Source organism: Ornithinibacillus bavariensis (assembly GCF_018333235.1).
In the GTDB taxonomy this organism is placed as follows: domain Bacteria; phylum Bacillota; class Bacilli; order Bacillales; family Amphibacillaceae; genus Ornithinibacillus; species Ornithinibacillus bavariensis.
The window spans coordinates 302,915-319,679 of record NZ_BORP01000003.1 but is presented as its reverse complement, the minus strand read 5'-3'; the positions used below and the strand labels follow the sequence as shown (position 1 = coordinate 319,679).

The following is a 16,765-nucleotide window of genomic DNA, read 5'->3' as shown; positions in this document are numbered from 1 at the left end:
AGGAGAGTTCGACAAGAAACCATCTAATATACGATGGTTTCTTTCTAAAATGATTAAGTTTGAGTAGCTTTAATATAGGTTTTAACTGAAGGCGGAGAATAGGTTTGAAATTGTTCTATTAAAGATGCAGGCTCAGAATCATTCAATAGCATGGATAGGTATTTCTCTTGAAGAAATTCTTTTCTATTCATATGGCTAAAGAAATTAATCAACAAATCAAAGTAATTATCTATATTTAGTAAGCCACAAGGCTTTTTATGTAAACCTAACTGCCCCCATGTAAAAACTTCAAAAAATTCTTCCATCGTTCCTGGTCCGCCAGGTAATGCTATAAATCCATCAGCAAGATCTGCCATTTTCGCTTTTCTTTCATGCATTGAGTCTACGATGATTAGCTCTGACAAGTTTTTATGAGCTATCTCTCTATTATCTAAAAAGCTTGGCATAACTCCAATTACGTATCCACCTTCATTCAGTACTGAATCAGCAACAGCACCCATAATACCAACACTCGCTCCACCGTAAACAAGTGCAATATTTCGGCTTGCTAGTTCTTTACCAAGTTTTTTTGCACCTTCTACATATATATCAGATGCTCCGCTACTCGAACCACAAAATACTGCTAACCTTTTCAACTTATCACCTCCTAGAAAGTCACACCATTAAAGATTATACAAAACTTTCATTTCTTTGTTAAACTTAAGTATTGAATTGGAGGTCAGATGAGGATGAATGTAACTGAATTTCAGCAATGGGTGAAGGATTATTATGAAAGTAGGGGCTGGTCTGAGCTAGACATATTCATTCGTATTGGCTTTCTTGCTGAAGAAACAGGCGAGGTTGCACGAGCTATAAGAGCTCTTGAGATTGGTAGAGATAGGCCAGATGAAATAAGAGGTTCGTATGAGGAACATCAACAGGATTTAACCGAAGAGTTAGGTGATGTACTAGGTAATTTAATAGTAATTGCCAACAAGTATGATATCCCTTTAGAAGAAGTCTTTCAGTCGCACAAAAAGAAACTATCAGATCGTTATTCTAATGCTTAGCAAAGAAGCATTTTTCAACAATAAGGTGCGTCTGATTGAAGGGAAAGTTGGTAAATTTCAATAAAGTGGATAGAAACATTTTTCACCCTCTGCCCTTAATTAGGAACAGAGGGTTTTTTATTTGGTTACATTAGAGTGATTGGAAAACTTACAATTTATCACGGTTAATTGTGAGGAAAAATTTGAATTAAGAGTTGCGATATTTGTGTTAAAATACATATAACATTCAGAATATTGGGTAGTCCAACTAACGGCAGTTTAGTTGAACAATCGAAATTAGCTTTTTTCAACAATCGGGCCATGTAATGGAAGAAAGGAAGATATTTGAGCAATCGAGAAGAAGTTATACAGAAATTGAAATGCTAGAATAAAAGAGTATAAAGAAGGAGAGATGTTCGATGGTTAAGGTAAACGTGTATTTGAAATTTAATGGTCAAACAGAGGAAGCTATGTTGTTTTATAAAGATGCGTTGAAGGTTGATTTGGCAGGGCCAATTGTACGCTATCAGGATATAAGTGACAAAGAATTACCGGATGAAGAAAAAAATCTTATTTTAAATATGGGGCTTGATTTAGGTGAAAGTATGTTAATGGCAAGTGATACGAAGGAACCAATGCACTGGGATTTGGTCCCAAATGTAACAATAAATCTTAATCCAAAATCACGAGAAGAAGCTGACCGGTTATTTGCGGCATTAAGTGAAGGGGGACATATAATATATCCGCTTGAAGATCAACCATGGGGAGATTATTTCGGTCATTTTAGAGATAAGTTTGGTGTAGCATGGGATATTATGGTTAATGACTGAATTCTTCTCTCATCCAATTTAACTTTCGGTATTCCCCAAACGGGCGCTTTTCTTTAGTAAGAAGGCGTCTTTTTTATATGATTCTAAAAAATGCAAATATTTTCACTTAAACTATAGGGTGCCTGTATCAAAATACTAAGTATTCCAACTAACGAGTAGTTTAAAAAGGAATAATAAAAGAAGTTATCATTTAATTTCAAGGAACCCTTTCTCGTGATAAACGTATATGAAATATACTTGAGGAAAAGTTGAACAGCTATGAGAATCAATTTGAAGATCAAATAGAAGAATACTCTTCTATTTTTCAGGTACTATTCTGTATTTTATGCTTAAGATTTACAACCGAGAAACGGAATTTATTCAAGACACACTACTACATGAATAAAATTAGGAAGTGATTATACTATGAAATGGAAACTTCTTCTACTCGGATGGGTAACTATAACCGGCAGTCTGTTCCTTGGTTCTCTTTCTGGTACTGTTGCTGAACAGTTTGGCTTATCTAGAAATTCTCAATTATTGATTCAGGGTCTAGTGATGAGTGGACTGGTAGTTCCGATTATTTTGTATTTGTATCGGCATGCTTATCGAATAACCGGGGTAAAACCGAAAATACCAGTGTATTCATGGAAAAGGGCATATCACTTTTTTACTGGAATTCTCCTGGCAACTACATTGGCTGTGTTGGGGTTCATTATAGCAACTACTCAAGGTTGGATCGTTATTGAACAATGGCATAATCCCGATTATTGGTTTACTCCGCTACTTTTCAACATTATCATTGCCTTTTTGTATGAGGCTTTGCCCGAAGAATTAGCTTTACGTGGTTTGCTATATGATGTCTTACGTTCTCGTTTTGCCACTTGGTTAGCTGTATTATTTCAAACACTATTATTTTTATCTGTTCCGTTAGTAGTCAATCAGCTTCAAGTTCTCGTTGGACTTAATCCCGGAAACACTATTACCGTTGATTATATTATTTTGATCTTATGTTATGGTATATGCTTGCAGTTAGTTCGTATCTGGACGAGAAGTCTTTGGACGTCTATTGGTTTCCATTTGGCATATTTAGAAATAACCAGGTTTGTAGTCTTGCAGAATGATGGGCCTTCAATTATAACCTATAACGAAACGGTAAATGGACTTGGTGGATTGTATATCTCATTCGGAATGCTTGTGCTTGGTGGCATAATAGTTTCACTCTTTATATTAGGTTCGAAGCGTTTTATACGGAAAAGAGCGTAATTCAAACATTGGCTGGATTAAGTCCAATACAATACCGTACTAGAACCAGCCAATAAGCTGCATAATAAAAACTATAACTTTTTGGAGTCACTACCCTTCAAAAGATAAGGGTAGTGTTTTTTTAGGACCAGATTGTGGAATAAGCTGTTTTGAACAGGGATAATTATATAAAAGATTAAAGGAATTTTAAGGATAGAGGTTGAATATAACGACCTATTAATGTAGTCCTTATTTAAGTAAAGGGTGCATTAGTTAAACAAAGTGATCATAATATGATTGCTTTGTTCTTGTCGCTGCTTTTAATAAAAGAAATACTATATGAAAGCACGTTGGACCAATTTATAGTAATAAAATCTATAAATTGGAAAATAATACTACTAAGAAAATGAGGGATTGCGAATGTCTGTGAAAAGAGCGATTGAGGTCGACTTAAACCATGATTATTTTAATTCAAAAGTCATTACTACAAGGAAAAACGACAATATTGATGGTGAAAAACAAAGGTAGGAAAGAACACAAATGTGGGCGTTTCGATGTTGTCGATCAGGGTGGCGGTTTTAGTCAAACTTCCTTGGCCGGTAGGAGAGTATATGAATAAATTTTGACTTTATTAAGATTTAGTAAATCTTATGCTCGGGAGTGAAAAGGAAACACAGAGAAACTTCGATCCAGTCGAAACCACATAACGTGTCATGAGATTTGGGAAGTCTTGTTTCAGCTTTAGTCCCCGCTCTCCCTGGATATGTAACTACTTAAAACAGTAAACTCTGCCTAAAATAAATATTTTCTTATCTAATAAATACAGGCTGATCAAGATAAGCCTTCTTTTCTAATTCTGTTTAAAGGTGTGTCAGATCATGGAATTTTTCACTTCTCAGGAATCCTTAACCATTGTTCAATGGATGCTTCGGGCAATTGTTGGATTTGTGTTTTTTGTCTTACTTGTCAAATTAATGGGTCAGCGCTCCCTATCCCAAGTAGGACTTCTCGATTTTGTCATTGTGCTGATTATTGGAAATATTATTGCCCATCCGCTGTCCGATGAAGGATTAGGTCTGGAAGGGTCGATGATTACAATGAGTGTGATTTTAATCTTGTATATAATCGGGATTTACTTAAGTTTGTATTCAAAACATTTCAGAAAGTGGTTTATCACCGATCCGATACCATTAATAGAAAATGGAATGATCAATAACCGTAATATGAAGCGGGCCCGGATTTCACTTGATGAACTGCAAACCGAACTGCGAATGAAAAATATTGAAGACATCCAAAAAGTCGCACTTGCCTTATGGGAACACGGCGGAAAGGTTTCCATTTTCCTGAAGACGGAACATTTGCCTTTAACAGCAGCCACATTTAACAAGCCAGTCAAACCTTTTTATTATCCAAATACGGTTATAAAAGAGGGAACAATTAATTATAAGCAGTTACACCAAATAGGAAGGGATGAAGAATGGCTTCTTAAAAAACTTCAAGATACCTATTCAAATATAACCATCAAAGATATTCTGCTTGCTGCCGTAGATGATAAGGAAAATCTAAGCATATTCCTATACAACTCCTGAGCTTCCACATGCTCCTATCTTCATAGGAGCATGTGCTAACAACTGTATGTTTTCCAATTTAAACAGCTGGATTTTCTTGTTTGAATAGCAAAAAGAAAGAATTGAGTCATTGCAAGAATGAAATTAACGCGAACATCAAATGAACTGCATCTCGTAATTATTAGTTGTGTCTAATTACTAAAGCAATAATCTACTTGTTTTAAGGTGACCGATCGAAGGTAACAGAATAACTTAATTAGCATAAAATAAAGCAAAACCTTTGTTCTGGAGCTGATAAAAATGGATCACACTAAAAAAAAGATAACAATAGAAGAGATTTCGATAATAAAAAAATAATAGATCTTGAAAAGGAGGTTGCGTTGGGGCTATGGATTCAAGTGATAGGTCAGATTATTGAAATTAAAGGATTAACGGAACTTTTGAATATTGAGAATGATACAGATTCAATTGGTGAACGACAAATTTTGACCGGTGTTTGGATTAAGACAATTGGACAAATATTAGAGGCTGTATCAGTATCAAGTCAAATAGGCGAAGAAGATATAATAAAGCTTCTCCAAGAACAAAAAATCGCTATTATAGGAGATTTTCTTGTGTCAATTGGTGCAGCTTATGAAGTATCCGGAGGAATTCGTACACTTGAAGATGGGGAAACGCTTCAAACTCCTCACATTATTCCATAAGGTCATTGCAATGTACCATTTTACTCCGTAAAAAGGGTTCTTTTCCATCTAACTTTTGCTTTCGTTAAATTAAGAGTTCCTAGATATAATAAAATTTTTAATAAAAAAATCTTAGTATGCGAAAAGTATCAAATCCCTTTTAATCAACCTTTATTTCAAACCTACAGATGTGTATATGTCCAGTACCATTCTAGTGGTAAATTTCAATTTTGCCTATTTATAACCCCGCTTTCAAAAATGTAACAAGTCTTACAAACCAGTAATAAATTTCAAAGCGAGAGAATTGGAAAACGATAAATCTTTTCAACCTCTGTTCTAAAATAGGAACAGAGGTTCTATTATTTGGTTACTTTATTGTGATTTATTATCTTACAATACTTCAGAGTTATTAGTTGAGGAACAACGAATCATTGGATATTTTATGTTAAAATACATATAGGATTCCGAATATTAAGTACTTCAACTAACGGGGCGGGTTAATGGAATAAAGGATATGTTACAACAGAATGATTAATTACAGTATATTGTTATGGAAGAACGGTGGTATATTGTGGTAGGTATGACGCTATGTATTATTAAGAGGAATAATGAATTACTTTTACTAAATCGCAATTCCAAGCCAGCTAAAGGGCTATGGAATGGAACTGGGGGAAAAATAGAAGGTATTGAAACTCCATTGGAATGTGTAATTCGAGAGGTTAATGAAGAAACTTCAATAGATATAAGGAATTTCCAAATAATATATAAAGGACAGGTCACTTGGACTGTAGATAATAATGATGCTGGAGGTTTTCACCTTTATCTTGTAGAAGTTCCATCTGATTTTAGTTATTCAACCCCGATAAAGACAAAAGAGGGGATATTGGATTGGAAAAGTATAGATTGGGCTTTATCAGAGGAAAACTTAGGATTAGGTGAAGCAATACCAAAATATCTACCTTTTGTCTTATATGAAGATAGTCCATACGATTTCCATTTTACATTGTTAAAAAACAAACTTATTGATTTTACATATTTAAAAAGGGACATTGTTAAGAATTAACAAACATATGACTGAGATTGTGAAGAAATGTACCTAGACTATATGGTGCAATAATTTAAGAGCAACGCAAATTTCTGCGTTGCTCTCTTGCATTTGTTGGAATTACCAGGCACCAATAATCAATAACCAAACATAATCAGGATAACTCTTTGAAACTTAACTCTCTGTTCTATCGTATATAACACAACTGATTTTTATTATATGAAGAGAGAATAAAACAACCAAAAAGTTGATTGTTTATACATATCGTTGCATTGGAGGCATACTCAATGGGAAATCCATTTAAATTAATGATATGGAGTTATTTAATGCTGCTGTTCGCAGCAGTGGTGGCGGTTTTCGCTCCAGCATATGATTCTTCGTTCACCATGTGGACCCTTGCTGTTTTCCTCATAATGCTGCTAATGCCAATTGTATTAGTCTTCAGGTTTTCTGCTAATAAGGTGAAAGCGTATAAGTTGACAATTACTTATCAATGGTACGCCTCTCTCCTCTTAATCACTTTCCCATTGCTTAAAGTGTTGAAGGAAGAGATCTTTTATCAATTGCTGTTAGTCGGTTTATTTATAAGTATGTACTTTTTGGCGAGATTTGATCAGCGAACAGAAGTGCCAATTGTCTTCCCGGATAAAGATAGAGATATTAAAAAAATAAAAACATGGATTGCATATATGTACTATGTAATTCCAGTTTTAATTACATTTCTTGGGGTCGGTGGTGATTATGTAAAAACACGCATACTTTTCGAGACGTTTGGAGATAAAGTCATGATGCCATATTTTTTAACCCTGATATATATACTTTCATGCTGGCTTCTTTTCATGTTTAGTTCCTTGGCTTATAAATCCCATGTCGTAGAGGGGTATTTGGAAAAATAGATACTGGTAGGTACTTAATATTCAGAATGTCTATTAATATAAAAGCTGGAACAAATCACAATAATTGAACAAAAATTAATAGTTATAGCAGGATTTATTTATAAAAATCCTGCTAACGCAAATTCGCTGCGTCCTAAAAATAGTTAAGTTAGGATTGGATATTTATGTTACTATATGTGTAAGATTTTGAATATTAAGTACTCAGATGGACCGGGCAGATTAGGTGAATAAGAAAGACTTTTAAAACTTATGAATTCTTAAGTTTCTAATAGGGTTTCTCTACAGGCTTTGATTTTATATTGGATTATAAATCTACACAGAGGAGTATATAAATGAAAAAAGGCTCATTTATCTATCAATATTTATTTAATCCAAGAACGGTTGGTGCAGTACGTCCTAGCTCTGGATTTCTTAGTAATAAAATGGTGGAGGGAATCAAGTATAAAGATACAAAATACATTGTAGAATATGGTCCAGGTACAGGTGTTTTCACAGAGAAAATCCTAGAAAGAAGAAATAAAGAAACGCTGGTAGTTGTAATTGAAAGTAATCAAGCGTTTTACCAAGTACTTAAGAAGAAATTCAATAATGTTAGAAATTTAATCATTATTTTTGGTTCGGCTGAACATATTGAACAGTATTTAAAAGAATACAATATTCCTTATGTGGATTATATTATTTCTGGTCTGCCGTTTGCGAGTTTACCACAGAATGTTTCAAAAGAAATATTATCCAACACTTTAAAAGTTTTAAAAACAGGTGGCGAGTTTGTGACTTTTCAATATACTAAGGTTAAAATACCTTTTTTGAGAAATTATTTCCCAAATATTACAGTGAACAGAGAATTTAGAAATATACCCCCGGCTTATATTCTTCATTGTAAATTATGAGGAGGTAAGAAGGAATTAATTCATGAAGCCCAAAATACTAATAATTAATGACGATAAAGAAATACGGGAGCTTAATTTACATAGCCAACATTTTGCTTGTATTTAGTAGGTGGCTAATACACGATCAATCAACTTAGGTAATCAGTCGCGATTGATTAAGATCATCGATGAAATGATTAGTATTTTTTATAAAATTGTATAACTTCACATAAAATGAGTTTGGTCAATCTCTTGTCAAACGAGTTAGCTAATCTTATGAAAGAATGTACTTTAACTAATTGATACTTTACTAGAGGAAGATTCAAGATAGTGTTCTAACGGGGCAGGTTTTGGATAATAGGAAAATACAAAGTTTTATCGGACTGTATAACTATGTATGTAAATAAGAAGGATATGGATAAAGAAATTAGTAGGAGGGGTTATTTTGACAGCAGAGAAAAGCTTAAGGGTATGCGAAAAAGGACATATGTATTACAAAAGTAGTGATTGTCCAAGTTGCCCTACTTGTAATAAAGATGATAAACCTGAAAGTGGTTTCCTATCAAAACTAAGTTCACCTGCTAGAAATGCTCTAGTCCATCAAGGGATAGATACGTTACAAAAACTCTCAAAGTACACTGAAAAGGAAATCTTAAAATTGCATGGTATTGGACCAGCCTCCATACCTGTTATGAGAACTTCATTAAAAGAACATGGTTTATCATTTAAAGAATAACATTTTTTTCCTATCAATTGCAGCATTGATTGTGAAGTAGAGTGCTAAAAGCAAATGGTATCCCTTTATTAAACTTTATTTTAAAAGCTACAAGACTGTCCCTGTTCTGTTAGTAAATGTACAATAAAGCTTCAATAAAGAGATGTCTATCTTAACCTTTTACTTTCAAAAATGTGATAGGAAATACAATATTAACTTAGTCTTCAAAGTAAAGAAGTAGAAAACTTAACAATCTTTTCAACCTCTGTTCCAATATAGGAACAGAGGTTTTTATAAGGGTACTATTCTGATTTATTATCTTAGACTTCTTTCGGAGTGAATGGTTTGGGAACACCTAATAATTGGATAATTATGTTAAAATACATATAAGATTTTGAATACGAAGTCCCTGAACTAATTGGCAGATTAGTGAGCTGGGGTATATGATTTTCTCCAACCTTACTCCTCATACGTGGAAAAGGGTTTAAATATTTTTTATGAAAGTAGGCATAGGATATGAGGAATTTATTGAAGAAAGTAAGCATTATTGTAATGGGGATTTCGATATTAAGTTTATTTGGATGCAGCGATTTAAATAAACAAACAGCTAATATCATCGAGGAATATTTATCCGAAAAATACAACGAGTCCTTTGAAGTAAAATATTTAGGAGAGCGATGGGGTACGAAAAGTAATAATACAGTAACGACTTATGTGAAAGCATTAGATTCTAATATAATGTTTACTGCCTTGATGGATAAATCGGAAAACATCGTAGAAAATTATCCAGAAATGCTTTTAATGAATAAATTTGCATCCGTTTTTAATAAAGCGATTATAGCTGAGGGTCTAGATGCATCTTCTTGGATAAGAATCCATTTGGAACAACCTATTGAAATCACGAAAGATATGACAATAGAAGACTATCTACAAAAATCGAATGCAGATTATATACATGTTGAAATTGTCATGAAAAATGATAAAAGTATTACAGCAGAGAAATTAAAAACGATAGTTCAACAATCCTACGATGTGTTTAATGGCCCTTCTATTTCAGCAACGTATTGGATATTTAACGATGATGAATATAAAGAAGTGAATGATAAGTTAAAGAAAGTTGCAAATATAGATCCATCTTCCTTAGAAAGCTATGAATATCATAGTATGGTTTTTGTAGAATTAACAGAAAATGGTTTCGTAGATTCGGATGAAGACATTAATAAAAGACTGGAAGGAGAGATGAATGAATAGCTCTCTTCATAGTATGCAATAATGATGAGCAAGACTGTTGAAATAGGGATTAAGTTAAATTGAGGGTAAATGAAGAAAGTAGGTTTTTAGGTATGGTAAAAGTAGAAGAAAATAACAAGTATGATATAGGGAGTAGGCAAATAAATGATTCCTTTAGTATATGACCAAATTAATCACTGGGGCAAAGACGATGAATTCTTTCTAGCATTATTAAAAAAAAATAAATGTAAAAAAAATAGCTGATTTGGGCTGTGGAACCGGAAGATTAACAACTCATTTTGCGAAAGCGGGCTATCATATTACAGCTGTTGACCCGAATGAAGAAGCAATTGAATATGCGAAGAATAAAAAGTATCCAGGCGAGGTGACTTGGATTGTTGGTGATAGCTCAGATTTACAAACCAATGCGTTTGATACCGTTATAATGACAGCAAATGTTGCACAAGTATTTCTTACAGATAAAAGTTGGCAACAAGTCATATCTGACGCATATCGGGCATTAAAACCGGCAGGGCATTTTATCTTTGATACACGTAACCCATTAGCAAGAGCGTGGGAGCAGTGGGAAAAAGATATGACGCCTGATGTTGCGATAAATCAGGCGACTGGGGAGCCACTTGAAATCTGGACAGAATACGAAGGTTTTGTAGATGATATTTATACGTTTTATGAAACGGTGAAGAATGCACGTACAGATGAAGTGCTAATTCATGAAAAAATGCAATTAAAATTCCGAACACAAGAAGAACTCTATGAATCATTGCAACGAGTAGGTTTTTCACAAATTCAAGTTTATGGTGATTGGGAATTTAAAGATGCAACTGTAGAAACTAAGTCTTATATTTTTCACAGCATAAAGTAAGAGTTTTTGCCGATTATATAAAGTTAAATTGTATAACACAAGAAATATCAAGAAATAGAAACGAATTCCTCATATGATTATTGTAGGAGTGAGGCAAATGAATGAACAAATACAGCTTATGATTGATTGGATTGAAGCAAATTTAAAAAATAAGTTTTCATTAGATGAACTATCGAATTATATGGGATATTCTCCTTATTACTGTTCATTTAAATTTCACCAAGTAACAGGTATAAGTATTAGGCGCTATATTCTTCTTAGAAGATTGTATTTATCTACGGAGGACTTGGCAAACAATAAGAAAATTATCGATATTGCTTTTGATTATGGTTATTCTTCACAGGAAGCCTATAGTCGAGCATTTAAAAATGTGTTTGGCATCAATCCTAAAGAACTTCAAGTTAACAAATTACCTGTTCAGTCAGTTGTTAAACTCACTATTAATAAAAATGGGGAATGGTATAAAATGAATATTTCCAAAAAAATTGAGGTTGAAAAGCTACATCGTGATCGAAGTGAGTTTGATAAAGACGTATTACATATCTTAAATGGCCAAGTTATGTATGAGGAGTTTAAAAATAACAGATTGATGGGTGATTCTGATTATGCGCCATTTAATGAAGCGATGTGCGTCCATGCGACTTCAGAACAAATATTTGCTAAAGAATTTATAACTATTCGAGCGGCAGGTCATCATGAACCCGTAGAGGGATATATTAAAAAGGTTATCGCCCCGTTAGCCAATCTTTTTAATAAAGAGTATGAATGTATCGTCTTATGGTTTGGTGAAGATATGTTTTGTCAAATGAACCTACTTACCATACTTTCCTATCTTGAACAGTCAGGTTATGAGGGGAAGATATTTTTAAATAGTTTTAGAGAAGATGAATTTAAAGTTAATCAAACCGAACTTACTTTAGGTCATTATTACTCCGTATATAAAGAGGTAATGATCAATCACACGAAACCAACTAATGAACTCATTCCAGTTATGTATCAAGCAATAAACATCTATTTAGAAATGCTACACGACGATAACGAAGTGGTAAAATATATTAGTAATAATAATGATTTATCAACAAAAGAATTAATCAAGAGGTTATTTGAACTTTTCCCAACCGTCGGTTATGGAGATTTACAATATATAGAGTTAATTAATAAAGTAAGATGAAAATGAGAAGTCACAAAAGACCAAAATACTGTGAAAAGGTGCTTAAAAAATCAGGGGCTTTCCTTTAGTAAAGGGAAGTCCTTTTTTTATGACAACTATATACGACCGTTTTAAATATTAATCTACCTTTCCCTTCAAATTAGGGAAAAGGTAGTATAGGAACTTTTTCTTGTCTCATTCTACTAAGTCAGCTCAGTTTAAGAATTGCTTCTATATTTTATAAACAGATAAAACAATTATTACGCCAATAAAAGTGGTAAAGGCTGATTTAGGACCTATCCTAAAAATAAGATTTTTAGACAATATTCGGAAAAAGAAAATACTTATAATTACTATGGCACTTTCCGTTGACTGTAGCATGGGAAAGCAATAGTTATGTCCTCACATACATCACCAGAATCCACCATTCTACGATAACGAGCTAGGGTTCACTACAGTTAATATGAGGTGCACAATAGTAATAAGTAAAGAATCTGCTAGGATCTGTACTGATTAGTATCAATATACCCACCTCTCTAGTGGGAATAAAATAACTTAACACCTATAAGACACAAAGGTAATAAAAAGTGCTGTTTTATTTAGTGATTTGGGAAAAAACTTTTATTTTGGAAGTAGTAAAGTGAGTGGGGTAATTATAATAGAAGTGGGAAAAGTCAAGAGAAGATCAAATAAATACGATAGTTTTTAAATGCGAATTATGTTTATTCTTTCTAATTTGTAAGTTTAACTTAGTAAGTTTTAACGACTAACAAATATAGTGAATAGATAGTGCCTTAGAAGAAGTCCCTAAGACACTATCTGACTAAAAGTTAATATTAGCATGGGCATGCTATTGCTACATCATCACATACATCTCCATGATCGGTTCTTCTGCGATAACGTGCATTTGCTCGTTCTGTTCTAAAGCACATCTCATCATACGCGCAATAGTAATATGAAGTCATAAAATTAGGATCTGAACAAATAGGTCTCATTTTTTTCACCTCCCTATTTTTAAATTATATAACTTAGGTTTTATACCTAAAGTTATTAATTCGATTAAGCTGATTGACTACCTAGAAATATAAAAGTAGGTATAGGTGTAATATTTTCTATTACATACTCTTTGTTTAAATGAACAAAAGATGGTAAAAAGGCTATTTTATAATCAATAAATGTCTGTTCACTAACAATAAGTACTTCTACATCCTTTTCATATAAATTAAATAAAATATCAGCTTCCGCCTCTTCACTTTCATCCATTACCACAGCATATTTAAATGATGGATAGTTACGGGCCACATCAAGGAATATTTCCAAATTATTATCACAGTAGATACAGTCAGTATTCAAAAAGACCAGGACAAGATCATCTTGAATAATACCTTCTAGAGTTATTCTCGTATTATATTTTTTTGAAAACGCCTTAAAGTTTGGAGCCAATTTACCAAGTGAAGGATGATTTATATCACTACTTTCTTGGTTGTGGCTTTTTAATCTTTCTAAATAAATCTTGTATTCAAAGTTCCACTTTACTAACCTTTTATAGAGTAGAAATGAAAATAAAAGTGAAAAAATTATCAGTATTCCTATCAAAATATTAATTACAAGCATTTTCAAACCCCTCTTGGTTTAAATATTCTAAATTATTTACATTTTCAATTATATTATATATAGTATAAACTGTAAAGGGTTTCAAAATAATAAAAGTATAAGGAAGAGTATCAATGAGGATGTTGAAAACAATTTTAAAATCATATATTTATGCCAATCAACTAACATGGAAGTTTTGCAAAAAGCAATTAATAATTTTGGTAGTCATTAAGCTATTATTAGCTACATTACCTGTTAGTTTAATATGGTGCACAGAAAGACTAATAAATAATGTTAATAATTTCATTAACGATAGGGGACATATCAGTGGTGTTCTATTTTATTTCGTATTAGAAGTGTTAATAACATTGCTAACATTCTTTTTACAAAAGGTTTCGCTTATAGTAGAACAAAAAATGATAGATATTTTTAAATTAGATTTTAAGAAAATTTTGTTTCGCAAACAACGTGTACTACCCTTTGAAATGTTTGAAGACCATGACTTTCAAAATAACCTGAATAGAATAAACTCAAATGATATAAAAATAATAAAAATGACAACTAGTGGAATCGATTTTTCGTCTAATTTTATCTCCTTAATTGGTATTCTGTTTTACCTTATTACAATCAGCTGGTGGTTTGGACCTTTGCTTTTAGTAGGAATGATCCCCTTAATTATAGTTCAGTTTAAGTTTGGAAGAAAAAAGTATGAGTTGTTTAAATTTCTAACACCATTTGGTAGAAAAGAACATTATATAGAGGAACTTCTTAAGAATCCTAAATCGTTACATGAAGTTAGACTGAATTTAATAGAGGATTATATCATTAAAAAATGGGTAGGCAGTTACCAAACTAGTGCACTAAAGAATCTAAAAATATTAATTAGTCAGAGTAAGTGGCTAATGATAACTCAAATGATTCAAATGATTGTTTATATGGTATCTGGTTTATTCGCAATAATCTTAATCGTAAGAGGGGTAGTTCTGGTAGGAAGCTTTGTTGCAATATTACAATCTATACAAAAAATACAAGGGATACTGAATACCCTTACTAATTCTTTATCGGAAATCTATGAATCAAGCTTTCTAATAAATGATCTTAAAAGTTTTCTAAATTTAAAAGAGATTAATATAAATTCACGGAAAAAGATTGAGAATGTTATTAATTTAGAAGTTTCTGGTTTAACATTTAAATATCCTAATTCCAAACAATATGCACTAAAAGATATTAATATCAATATTCCACAGGGAAAAAAAATAGCGATTGTAGGAGTGAATGGTTCAGGAAAAACTACTTTATTAAAGTGTTTAACAGGTTTATATCTTACGGATAACTTTATAAAGGTGAATGATATTGACATAAAAGAATTGGATTTAGAGTCATATCATAAATGTATTGCGGTTTTAAGTCAGGACTTTAATAAGTACGAGTTTTCAGCTAAAGAAAATATTGGGTTAGGTAGAATTGATAAAATGAATAATTATAACTTAATTAAGGAAGCTGCAATTAGAACTAGTATCCATTCTTACATCATAGGTTTACCTCAGCAATACAAGAGCTCTTTAGGTAGACTGTTTGAAGAAGGGAATGAACTATCAGGTGGTCAGTGGCAGAAGATAGCACTCTCCAGATCTCTTTTTCGGGATGGAGATATTCTATTTTTAGATGAACCAACAGCATCACTTGACCCAAATAGTGAGTTACAATTAATCGAGTCTTTGTTTAATAATTCTAGAGATACCCAATCAATTGTATATATTACGCATAGACTAGCAGCAACAAAGTTTGCTGATGAAATTATAGTTTTAAAGGAGGGGGAAGTTATTGAAAAGGGAAACCATGAGGAGTTAATTCAATTAGAAGGGGAGTACTTTACCCTATATGAACATCAGAAACAGTGGTACTCAGATACTAGTAAAGGGGAGGTCCAATTAACATGATTTATCTTACTAATATTTTATCCATAATAATTGTAATGATATTTTTATTAACAGCAACGGATAAGATTATACACTGGAATACTCATATCGATACAATTAAGAATTATAGAATAGTTAAAGATTCCTTGATAAAACCTCTTACAGTATTAATGATAGTAGCTGAATACTTTATTTGCATTTCTTTACTATTAATGAGAGCAAACTATTATAATTTACTTGTATTTCTGTTGTTAATAATTGTTTATACTGTAGCAATAGTGATTAATCTATTTAGAGGGAATGTAAATATTTCTTGCGGCTGTGGTAGTATTCTTGAAAGTAGCAATTTGAATTTTTGGCTCGTCATAAGAAACGCTTTTTTAATCTTAGTATATTTGTTGGTTTTTATAAATAGTGAATATACAATTACCCAATTAACTTTTTATGAGGCATCATTTACAGTATTTGTTTCAATATGTCTGATCATGATTTGGGCTATTATTAAAGAATTTATTGCTGGCAAGAAAGTATTAGATAAAATATTAAGAGTATTTCATTTGGGGGTTAGTAAATAATGTGGAATGATTTTGTATTAGTCATAGTATTATTATTATTAACTGCAGAATTAGGGATTTTGTATTTTTTTTTAAAGTATAATAGTAACTTTTTGAAGCAAATACAAAGCATAAAAGGGATCCAACTAGACTCGTTAGATATAGGAGAAAAAGCACCTTCATTTAGAACATTTAGTGAGACTGGGGAGAAAGTCATTTCAAAAGAGATGTTTAGTAAGAAGAGAACCCTTATTCTTTTTATAAATACTAATTGTCCAACTTGTAAATCTTTGTTGGCAGATATAAATAGTATTTCTTCAGATTATGATATTAATTTTTTGCTAATTAATAGTGACAATGTATCAAACGATGATCATATTACTAAACAACTCGATGATAGCATTATTTATATAAGGTCTAATCAGATTACTTCTTTATATTTTATAAGAAATGTACCTCACGGTGTACTTATTGATGAAAGTAGTACTATTATATTAAGTAATTATATTAAGAATATTAATGTTCTTAATAATATGCTATTAAACGAGAAAAACGTGAGAAGTTCAATGCCGGTTTAA

General features: G+C 32.2%; 18 protein-coding genes. 15 read left to right on the top strand and 3 right to left on the bottom strand.

The features are described 5' to 3' along the window. Positions 1-53: 53 nt before the first annotated feature. A complete protein-coding gene (locus tag KI338_RS10265) occupies positions 54-635 on the bottom strand; it encodes an LOG family protein (protein ID WP_212920910.1) in 582 nt (193 codons plus the stop codon). Positions 636-728: 93 nt separating this feature from the next. Between KI338_RS10265 and KI338_RS10260 the strand changes: the two genes are divergently transcribed. The 12 genes from KI338_RS10260 to KI338_RS10205 all read left to right on the top strand — a co-directional run bounded on the left by KI338_RS10260 (position 729) and on the right by KI338_RS10205 (position 12,142). After that, entirely contained in the window at positions 729-1,049 is a 321-nt protein-coding gene (locus KI338_RS10260; protein ID WP_212920909.1) for a MazG nucleotide pyrophosphohydrolase domain-containing protein, read from the top strand. Positions 1,050-1,447: 398 nt separating this feature from the next. Further along, the gene (locus KI338_RS10255; protein ID WP_212920908.1) at positions 1,448-1,858 is read left to right on the top strand and encodes a VOC family protein; all 411 of its coding nucleotides are present in this window, start codon (positions 1,448-1,450) and stop codon (positions 1,856-1,858) included. 405 nt (positions 1,859-2,263) lie between these two features. Continuing rightward, the gene (locus tag KI338_RS10250) at positions 2,264-3,103 is read left to right on the top strand and encodes a CPBP family intramembrane glutamic endopeptidase (RefSeq protein WP_212920907.1); all 840 of its coding nucleotides are present in this window, start codon (positions 2,264-2,266) and stop codon (positions 3,101-3,103) included. An 857-nt stretch (positions 3,104-3,960) separates the two neighbouring features. Further along, on the top strand, positions 3,961-4,671 hold the full coding sequence (locus KI338_RS10245) for a DUF421 domain-containing protein (protein WP_212920906.1): 711 nt from the start codon (positions 3,961-3,963) through the stop codon (positions 4,669-4,671). A 359-nt stretch (positions 4,672-5,030) separates the two neighbouring features. Beyond that, the gene (locus KI338_RS10240) at positions 5,031-5,354 is read left to right on the top strand and encodes a hypothetical protein (RefSeq protein WP_212920905.1); all 324 of its coding nucleotides are present in this window, start codon (positions 5,031-5,033) and stop codon (positions 5,352-5,354) included. 559 nt (positions 5,355-5,913) lie between these two features. Further along, positions 5,914-6,396, top strand: coding sequence for an NUDIX domain-containing protein (locus tag KI338_RS10235; RefSeq protein WP_373306340.1), 483 nt, complete (start codon positions 5,914-5,916; stop codon positions 6,394-6,396). Between the two features lie 269 nt (positions 6,397-6,665). Next, a complete protein-coding gene (locus tag KI338_RS10230) occupies positions 6,666-7,274 on the top strand; it encodes a hypothetical protein (RefSeq protein WP_212920903.1) in 609 nt (202 codons plus the stop codon). A 332-nt stretch (positions 7,275-7,606) separates the two neighbouring features. Continuing rightward, positions 7,607-8,164: a class I SAM-dependent methyltransferase gene (locus tag KI338_RS10225; protein ID WP_212920902.1), complete on the top strand. Its 558-nt coding sequence runs from the start codon at positions 7,607-7,609 to the stop codon at positions 8,162-8,164. Between the two features lie 424 nt (positions 8,165-8,588). Next, entirely contained in the window at positions 8,589-8,879 is a 291-nt protein-coding gene (locus KI338_RS10220; protein WP_212920901.1) for an RNA polymerase alpha subunit C-terminal domain-containing protein, read from the top strand. Positions 8,880-9,386: 507 nt separating this feature from the next. Then, positions 9,387-10,109, top strand: coding sequence for a hypothetical protein (locus tag KI338_RS10215; RefSeq protein WP_212920900.1), 723 nt, complete (start codon positions 9,387-9,389; stop codon positions 10,107-10,109). Positions 10,110-10,353: 244 nt separating this feature from the next. Next, positions 10,354-10,971 (top strand): class I SAM-dependent methyltransferase, encoded by a 618-nt coding sequence (locus KI338_RS10210; RefSeq protein ID WP_244853536.1) that lies wholly within the window; start codon positions 10,354-10,356, stop codon positions 10,969-10,971. A gap of 97 nt (positions 10,972-11,068) precedes the next feature. Continuing rightward, complete coding sequence (locus KI338_RS10205) at positions 11,069-12,142, top strand: helix-turn-helix transcriptional regulator (RefSeq protein WP_212920899.1); 1,074 nt, start codon at positions 11,069-11,071, stop codon at positions 12,140-12,142. Positions 12,143-12,957: 815 nt separating this feature from the next. On the opposite strand, the gene KI338_RS10200 is transcribed toward KI338_RS10205, so the two are convergent. Beyond that, positions 12,958-13,116 (bottom strand): hypothetical protein, encoded by a 159-nt coding sequence (locus KI338_RS10200; protein ID WP_212920898.1) that lies wholly within the window; start codon positions 13,114-13,116, stop codon positions 12,958-12,960. A gap of 64 nt (positions 13,117-13,180) precedes the next feature. Continuing rightward, positions 13,181-13,735, bottom strand: a complete 555-nt coding sequence (locus KI338_RS10195; RefSeq protein WP_212920897.1) for a hypothetical protein — start codon at positions 13,733-13,735, stop codon at positions 13,181-13,183. Positions 13,736-13,848: 113 nt separating this feature from the next. On the opposite strand from KI338_RS10195, the gene KI338_RS10190 reads away from it, so the two are divergent. From KI338_RS10190 to KI338_RS10180, 3 genes are read left to right on the top strand one after another with little or no spacing between them, the layout of a single operon-like run. Next, positions 13,849-15,654, top strand: a complete 1,806-nt coding sequence (locus KI338_RS10190) for an ABC transporter ATP-binding protein (RefSeq protein ID WP_212920896.1) — start codon at positions 13,849-13,851, stop codon at positions 15,652-15,654. Beyond that, positions 15,651-16,208, top strand: a complete 558-nt coding sequence (locus tag KI338_RS10185) for a MauE/DoxX family redox-associated membrane protein (RefSeq protein ID WP_212920895.1) — start codon at positions 15,651-15,653, stop codon at positions 16,206-16,208. The genes KI338_RS10190 and KI338_RS10185 overlap by 4 nt, the downstream gene beginning before the upstream one ends. Next, on the top strand, positions 16,208-16,765 hold the full coding sequence (locus KI338_RS10180) for a TlpA family protein disulfide reductase (protein ID WP_212920894.1): 558 nt from the start codon (positions 16,208-16,210) through the stop codon (positions 16,763-16,765). The genes KI338_RS10185 and KI338_RS10180 overlap by 1 nt, the downstream gene beginning before the upstream one ends.